This is a genomic window from Mesorhizobium sp. M7A.F.Ca.CA.002.09.1.1 (assembly GCF_003998555.1).
In the GTDB taxonomy this organism is placed as follows: Bacteria; Pseudomonadota; Alphaproteobacteria; order Rhizobiales; family Rhizobiaceae; genus Mesorhizobium; species Mesorhizobium ciceri.
In genome coordinates this window covers 1-7,537 of the sequence record NZ_RZRR01000188.1, presented here as the reverse complement: position 1 = coordinate 7,537, position 7,537 = coordinate 1, and the positions used below count along the sequence as shown (strand labels likewise).

Here is a 7,537-nt window from a genome sequence, read left to right as displayed (position 1 = left end):
GTGGCCAAAGACGAGCGGCAGCAGTTTCGGCGCGCGCTCCAGGGCGTCGGCCAGCGTCAGCAGGCGCGGCAGGTCGCTGCGCTTGCGGCTGCCGCGTTCTTCAAGCGTGCGCGCATAGTCGCGAATGACATGGAACACCCAGAACATGAAGCCGGCGCCGGAGACGTGAGTGGGCATCTCCCGGTGAAAGGCGCGCATCAGGGCTGCGACGCGGCCAAGATTGGCGCGTACGTCCTCGGCGAGATAGGTCTTGGCGCCGAGAAACTCTGTGACCATGATGCCCGGTTCGGCATGGCGGACGGCCGGCGCGAAACCGGCGGCATGCGCCGCCCGCGCCGTCATCACCTCGCGCTCGCGAAAGACATGGTGGAACGGATAGTCCTTGCCGAAGCGCACGACGTGTCGTCCCGCCGCGTCCGTGACCACATAATTCGCGTTGCTCAGACCGCCGGGCAGCGGTGCGATCTCGATGCCACCGGTCCAGCAGGGCAGGGCGCGGATGCGGTCTTCGGCGGTCACGGAATCATCCCTGGTTTGCTGGGCTTCGACAAGGCGCCGTGAACAGCGCAACGACGGCGGGGAGAAACGTAAATAATCTCGTCGGTGCGGGACGCCAGGATCGGTATCCCGCACCGCACCGACGAGCCCCTTGGCCAGGTTTTTGAGCCCGGCATCCGCCCCCGCGGATCTGAAAATTCCTTGTACAGGCACGTTCCAAACGGCCTGATCGCTGAGTTGCGGCTCTGCCCCCAGTCGCAGATCTGAAGCCTGTTAATGTCTTTGATTTCACGCCAGGGTTTCCCGCTTGTCAATAAAAAGCTGTGACTTTTTTTGGGTATTTTGCCTGAAAGCATAAGGTAGTTCCTTTAAAAGCAATTGAATTACCTTAGAATCGGTCAAGAGCATCAGTTCGGGAAACCAGATGGCCCAGTCCAAACGACACGGCGAGATCCTGCGGCTCCTGCAGGAAGAGGGCACCGTCACCATCGCCAGTCTGGCCGACCGGCTGGGCGTGTCGCTCGAGACGGTGCGCCGCGACGTCAAGCCGCTGACCGGTGATGGCTCTGTCCTCAAGATGCATGGCGCCATCGGCCTGCCGTCAATGATCGGCGAAGCGCCGTTCGAGCGGCGCATGCGTGAGAACGCCGACGCCAAGCGCGTCATTGCCCGCATGGTCGCCGCCACCATCCGCGACGGGGAATCCATCATGCTCGACACCGGAACGACGACCTCGTTCCTTGCGCGTGAACTGCTCGGCCACCGGCGCCTGACGGTCGTCACCAATTCCTCGGACATCGCCCGCACGCTGGCCACCATCAACGGCAACAAGGTCTATATGGCCGGCGGCGAGTTGCGCAGCGATTCCGGTGCTGCTTTCGGCGCCTCGGCGATCGATTTTGTCAGTCGCTTCTCGGTCAGTCACGCCATCATTTCCACCGGGGGCGTCGACGCGGTGATGGGCGTCATGGATTTTGATCTGGATGAGGCCGAGTTCGCCCGCATGGTGCTGTCGCGCGGCCAGCGGTCCCTCGTCATCACCGATCACTCGAAATTCGGCCGTCTTGGTCTGGTCCAGGTCTGCGGCTTCGACAGCTTTTCCGAACTCGCCACCGACCGCTCGCCGCCGCACGACCTGGCCGCCGCCCTTGCGCAGGCCGGCGCCCGGCTCAGCATCGCCGGCGCGGAAGCCGGGTTCTAGCCGAAGACCAGCGATTGGTGGGCGCAGACGCCCGCAAAGGTGCCACCCGATACTGCAAGGGCGATGTTGTGCATCGAACGTGCCGCGTCGCCGGCGGCGTAGACGCCGGGCACGGTCGTCTGCTGCCTGTCGTCGACTGATATCACCGGGCCGAGGAGGCCTTCGGTGAAGCCGCAGCCGAGCTGTTCGGCCAGCGGGCTGGCCATGATATTGCGCGGAGCGGTGAACACCGCCCTGACGCCGGCCTTTCTGCCGTCGTCGAGGTGGACGATCAATCCGCCGGAGCCGTCTTCCTCTAGCTCGGCAACGCTGGTGGGCTCAAACCGCACCTTTCGGCTCTCCAGCGCGCGCATCTGCTCTGTGTCAGGCTCGAACAGGCCATTGCCGAACAGCGTGACATCGCCCCAATCGGTGATCAGCTGTGCCTGATGCATGGACATCGGACCGGTTGCGAGCACGCCGAGCGGCCCGCCGGAAACTTCGTAGCCGTGGCAATAGGGGCAGTGCAGCACGCTCTTTCCCCAGAGCTCGGCAAGCCCGGCAACCTCCGGCAGGATATCGCGCACCCCAGTGGCCAGTACCAGCCGTGCCGCGCCGAATGTCTCGCCACCCTCGGTGGTGATTTCGAAATCGCTGCTGCCAGCGGCAAGGGCCTTGTCGGCGCGCCCGTCGACAACCCTGGCTGTCGGATAGGCCAGTAGTTGGCGCCTTGCGTCATCCAGGATTGCGCCGGGCGCGCGCCCGTCATGTCCGAGGAAGCCGTGCGAATGCTCGGCAAAGCGGTTGCGCGGCCGGCCGGCGTCGATCACCAGCACCTTGCGTCCTGCCCGCGCCACCTGGATGGCGGCGGACAGGCCGGCAAAGCTGCCGCCGACGACGGCAAGATCATACTGCATGGCTGGAGACTCCAATGAGGTCAAAACGGCGGCGGAAATCGGCGGTCAGGTCAGCCAGCGTGATGCGGCTCAGCTTCTCCGCCAGCAGCCTTTCGGCGGCGTTGCGAAAATCGTCGAGCACGGCGATCACCGCCTGCTCGACGAGGCAGCCGGGGCTTTCCGGATCGGTGCTGAACGGCAGCAGTGTCTCGCCAAGGGCGACGCTGATCTCGGCCAGGGATATTTTCTCGGGCGCCCGCCCGAGCAGCCAGCCGCCACCGTGCCCGCGCGACGAGGTGACGATGCCGGCGTCGCGCAAGCCTGCGATGGTGCGGCGGACCACCACCGGATTGGTGTGGATGAAGGTGGCAAGCTGCTCGGAGGTCAGCGCCTGTTCGGGCTTCTCGGCCATGTGGACGAGAATGTGCAGGGTAGAGGACAGTCGGCTGTTGCGCTTCATGTAACTTAGTTAGTTACGATTGGTGTCGATGTCAAACACGTCTCGTCCGCGCCGAGGCGCAATGTCCACGCAATCCATTCGCGGCAAACAGAACCAGTCGGTGCGCGATTCGCCTCGTATGCCGGCGCCAAGGCGTCGGACCCGACATATGCAACGGATTTCGGGTCCGACGCTGACTGCAGCAAACGCCACGCCGACCGATCGAAGCGTTGGATCCAGGATGAAGGTTGCCTGATGCTTTGTCTTTTCTCCAGAGATGGACCGTGGCACCGTTTGGTGTCGGCGTCACCATGTCGCTTCGCATGACGGGGCCGCTGGCAGCCATCCTCGGCTTCGGTCTGTTGGGCGTTTTCTGCCTCGCCTTCACCGAAAAGATCCTGCCAATTCCGCCCTCGCATGTGCTGCTGCTGTTCCTCGGCATGACGGCGGCGCCGGATGCTTCGACGCTGGCGATCCTGCTGATGGTGACGACGCTTGCGTCCGCCAGCGGCTGCCTTGTCTGGTATGCGGTCGGCCGCCGGGTTGGACCTGACCGTGCCGACAGGCTGGTCGAGCGTTTCGGCAAGTACGTGTTCCTGCGTCACGCGACCTACCGCAGGCTCGGCCAGGCCTATCGGCGCAATCACGTCCGGGTGTCCTTGCTGGCGCAGTTCATCCCGACTGTGCGCAATTACCTGCCGATCGCCGCCGGCGCACTCTGTCTGCCCGCTTTGCCCTTCGCGGCCGCGACGCTGCTCGGCGCCACGTTCTGGAACGCGGGCTTTCTCACCACCGGCTATCTGCTGCGCGGCAGCGGCCGGGACTCCTTCACGGTGGGCCTGCGCATCATTGTCATCGTCGTGGCTCTGGAGACGGCATTCATGCTTGCGCTGCGCTATGGCCCCGCATGCCGGCGGCGCATCAAGTTGGCGCTCGGTTGAGCGCCAGCTCTCAGGTCATGGGATAAGCTCTGCAGTCGGCTTTCCTTCATTCGGCCGCCGGTGTTTAGTCCGGGCATGGCTTTCACCATCCGCCAGCTGCAGTTCTTCATCGCCGTTGCCGAGCAAGGCACGGTCTCGGGCGCCGCCCAGAACCTCTCCATCTCGCAATCGTCGGTCACCGAAGCGATCAAGGAACTCGAAAGCGATCTCGGCGTCGAACTGTTCGAACGCCACCCGCGCGGCCTCAACATCACCCACAAGGGTCACCAGTTCCTGCGCCATGCGACGAAAATCCTCGCCGATGTTTCCGACGCGCGTCGCTCTTTCTCCGGCGAGCAGGCGGTGGCGGCCGGCCGGCTGCAGCTCGGCGTCACCTCGCTGGTCGCCGGCTATGTGCTGTCGGATCTGCTCGCCCGCTACCGCCGTGCCTATCCCGGCGTCGAGGTCTCTGCCATCGAGGACAATGGCGATTATCTCGAACACCTCCTGATCGGCGGCAAGCTCGACATTGCCGTCATGGTCACCTCCAATTTGCGCGACCGCACCGCGTTGCAGTCGGAAATCCTCGAAGTCTCGGCCTATCGGCTGTGGCTGCCGCTCGGTCATCCGCTCGTCGGCGCCGACATCATCAGCATTGGCGACATTGCCTCCGAAACGCTGATCATGCTGACCGTCGACGAGATCGAGGAGAATACCGGCAAGCTGCTGACGGCGATCGGCGCCAAGCCGCATGTCGCCTTCCGCACCCGTTCCGTGGAGGCCGTGCGCAGTCTGGTCGCCACCGGTGCCGGCGTGGCGCTGCTGCCCGATCTCGTCTACCGGCCCTGGTCGCTGGAAGGCGACCGCATCGAATCGCGCGATATTTCCGGCTCCTTGCCGGTGGTCCAGGTCGGCATGGTCTGGCGGCGCGGCTCCGGTCTGCCGCAGGCCGCGCGCGATTTCATCGGTCTTGCCCAGTCGCAACGGACGGTCCGCCAGCGTCCCTGAGACGCCGGCTGCACATCTATCGGAAAAACCGATATCGCCCTTCTGATAAATGAATTTGCGAAACCGGAATTTTCAAAGCACTTTCGGTTCAGGGACCAAAGCCGCCATCAGAGCGGCATCAAGCCCAACGGACGAACTGACAGTTTTCAGTCCGCGCGTGACCCCTAACGAAGACCGAAACCGGCTTTCAGGGTCAGGCGCCTAAATGGGAGATCGACAATGAATTCATTCCTGAAGTCATGCACTGCTCTGACGGTCGCGCTGACCTTTTCCGGTCAGGCCGTCGCCCAGGTCAAGGAACTTGGCAAGGGCGAAGGCCAGGTCAACATCGTTGCCTGGCCGGGCTACATCGAGCGCGGCGAAACCGACAAGGGCTATGACTGGGTGACTTCCTTCGAGAAGGAGACCGGCTGCAAGGTCAACGTCAAGACCGCCAACACCTCCGACGAGATGGTCTCGCTGATGAATGAGGGCGGCTTCGACCTCGTCACCGCTTCGGGCGATGCCTCGTTGCGCCTCGTTGCCGGCAAGCGCGTGCAGCCGATCAACACCGATCTCATCCCGAGCTGGAAGACGGTCGACGAGCGCCTCAAGGACGCGCCGTGGTTCACCGTCGGCGGCGCCCACTACGGCGTTCCCTACCAGTGGGGTCCCAACGTCCTGATGTACAACACCGACGTGTTCAAGGAGGCTCCCAAGAGCTGGAACATCGTCTTTGAGGAAATGAAGCTGCCGGACGGCAAGTCCAACAAGGGCCGCGTCCAGGCCTATGACGGGCCGATCCACATTGCGGATGCGGCCAACTATCTGATGTTCCACAAACCGGAACTCGGCATCAAGGATCCCTATGAACTGAACGAGGGCCAGTACAAGGCGGCGCTCGAATTGCTGCGCGTCCAACGCACACTGGTTGGCCGCTATTGGCACGACGCCGCCATCCAGGTCGACGATTTCCAGAACGAAGGCGTCGTCGCTTCCGGCTCGTGGCCGTATCAGGTCAACACGCTGGTCGCCGCCAAGAAGCCGGTCGCTTCCACCATCCCGGAGGAGGGCGCCACCGGTTGGGCCGACACCACCATGATGGAGGCCGACGCCGCCAACCCCAACTGTGCCTATATGTGGATGGAACATTCGCTGTCGCCGAAGGTGCAGGGCGATGTCTCAGCCTGGTTCGGCTCACTGCCCGTCGTGCCCGCCGCCTGCAAGGGCAATGAGCTTTTGACCGACGAGGGTTGCAAGACCAACGGCTACGAGAACTTCGACAAGATCAAGTTCTGGAAGACGCCGGTGTCGAAATGCGCCACCCAGAACGATCAGTGCGTGCCCTACTATCGCTGGGTGTCGGACTATATCGGCGTCATCGGCGGACGATGAGCATCCTTGCCCTCCCCCTTGTGGGGAGGGTCGACGCATAGCGTCTGGGTGGGGTCTGCTCGGCAGTTCGTGGCAGTGCCTGGCCCTTCGCAAGGCTCAGGCGTTCGAAGCTCGAAAAGCCAAGCAATTGGCTTTCCTCCGCTATGCGGATCACTTCTCACCCCCACAAGGGGGAGATAGGACGTCGCGCGACATCAACACATCAAACCGGCAACGGACTGACAGCCCATGACCTCCGCCGTCTCCTTCCAGAAAGCCTCGCGCCATTTCGGCAGCGTGCGCGCGGTCGACGCGGTCGATCTCGACATCGCGCCGGGCGAGTTCTTCGCCATGCTCGGGCCGTCTGGTTCCGGCAAGACCACTTGCCTGCGCCTCATCGCCGGCTTCGAGCAGCCGACATCGGGCTCGATCTCGATCTTCGGCGACCGCGCCGAGGGCGTTCCGCCCTATCGCCGCAACGTCAACACCGTGTTTCAGGATTATGCGCTGTTCCCGCATCTGAACGTGCTCGACAACGTTGCCTACGGGCTGATGGTCAAGGGCGTCGGCAAGGCTGAGCGGCACAAGGCGGCGGAAGAGGCGCTGTCACTGGTGCGGCTGCCCGGCTATGGCGCCCGCCGGCCCGGCCAGCTTTCCGGTGGCCAGCGCCAGCGCGTGGCACTGGCCCGCGCGCTGGTCAACCAGCCAAAGGTGCTGCTGCTCGACGAGCCGCTCGGCGCGCTCGACCTCAAATTGCGCGAGAACATGCAGGAGGAGTTGAAGTCGCTGCAGAAGGCGCTCGGCATCACCTTCGTCTTCGTCACTCACGACCAGGGCGAAGCGCTGTCGATGGCCGACCGCGTCGCCGTCTTCAACGATGGCAAGATCATGCAGATCGGCACTCCGGAAGATATCTACCAGCGGCCGAGGACCCGCTTCGTCGCCGATTTCGTCGGCTCCTCCAATGTGCTGCCGCCGGATTTCGTGCAGCGCTATTCCGGCCAGCATCGCTGGGGGAGTCTCCGCCCTGAATCCATTCGCGTCGGCCGCGCGGCCAAGGGGGTCACAAGTGGTGAAGGCGTATCGGCCCGCCTCATCTCGACCAATTATCTCGGCGCCACGACAAAGCTGGCGCTCGACGCCGACGGGCTGCGGCTGCACGCCATCGTGCCGGCCGGCATCGCCTTGCCGGCAGAAGGCGAGGCGGTTGTGCTGACCTTCAACCGCGAGCACCTGCATCTGA

At 63.8% G+C, this 7,537-nt stretch carries 8 protein-coding genes; 5 read left to right on the top strand and 3 right to left on the bottom strand.

The features are described from left to right. Positions 1–519 (bottom strand): phosphotransferase (locus EN994_RS11065; RefSeq protein WP_164745870.1); only part of this gene is annotated, 519 nt, incomplete at its 3' end. A 403-nt stretch (positions 520–922) separates the two neighbouring features. Here EN994_RS11065 and EN994_RS11060 point away from each other — a divergent pair. Further along, complete coding sequence (locus EN994_RS11060; protein WP_013528029.1) at positions 923–1,699, top strand: DeoR/GlpR family DNA-binding transcription regulator; 777 nt, start codon at positions 923–925, stop codon at positions 1,697–1,699. Here the strand turns inward: EN994_RS11060 and EN994_RS11055 are convergent. Both EN994_RS11055 and EN994_RS11050 read right to left on the bottom strand, forming a co-directional pair. Further along, positions 1,696–2,595, bottom strand: a complete 900-nt coding sequence (locus tag EN994_RS11055; RefSeq protein WP_063169920.1) for an NAD(P)/FAD-dependent oxidoreductase — start codon at positions 2,593–2,595, stop codon at positions 1,696–1,698. The genes EN994_RS11060 and EN994_RS11055 overlap by 4 nt on opposite strands. Continuing rightward, on the bottom strand, positions 2,585–3,034 hold the full coding sequence (locus tag EN994_RS11050) for an Rrf2 family transcriptional regulator (RefSeq protein ID WP_063169921.1): 450 nt from the start codon (positions 3,032–3,034) through the stop codon (positions 2,585–2,587). The genes EN994_RS11055 and EN994_RS11050 overlap by 11 nt, the downstream gene beginning before the upstream one ends. Positions 3,035–3,297: 263 nt before the next feature. On the opposite strand from EN994_RS11050, the gene EN994_RS11045 reads away from it, so the two are divergent. From EN994_RS11045 to EN994_RS11030, 4 genes are all read left to right on the top strand, one after another. Then, positions 3,298–3,954, top strand: a complete 657-nt coding sequence (locus EN994_RS11045; protein ID WP_081714289.1) for a DedA family protein — start codon at positions 3,298–3,300, stop codon at positions 3,952–3,954. A gap of 75 nt (positions 3,955–4,029) precedes the next feature. Beyond that, positions 4,030–4,941: a LysR substrate-binding domain-containing protein gene (locus tag EN994_RS11040; protein ID WP_013528025.1), complete on the top strand. Its 912-nt coding sequence runs from the start codon at positions 4,030–4,032 to the stop codon at positions 4,939–4,941. 219 nt (positions 4,942–5,160) lie between these two features. Beyond that, positions 5,161–6,315, top strand: a complete 1,155-nt coding sequence (locus EN994_RS11035) for an ABC transporter substrate-binding protein (RefSeq protein ID WP_063169922.1) — start codon at positions 5,161–5,163, stop codon at positions 6,313–6,315. A 228-nt stretch (positions 6,316–6,543) separates the two neighbouring features. Then, a partial coding sequence (locus EN994_RS11030; protein ID WP_164745869.1) for an ABC transporter ATP-binding protein occupies positions 6,544–7,537 on the top strand: 994 nt, incomplete at its 3' end.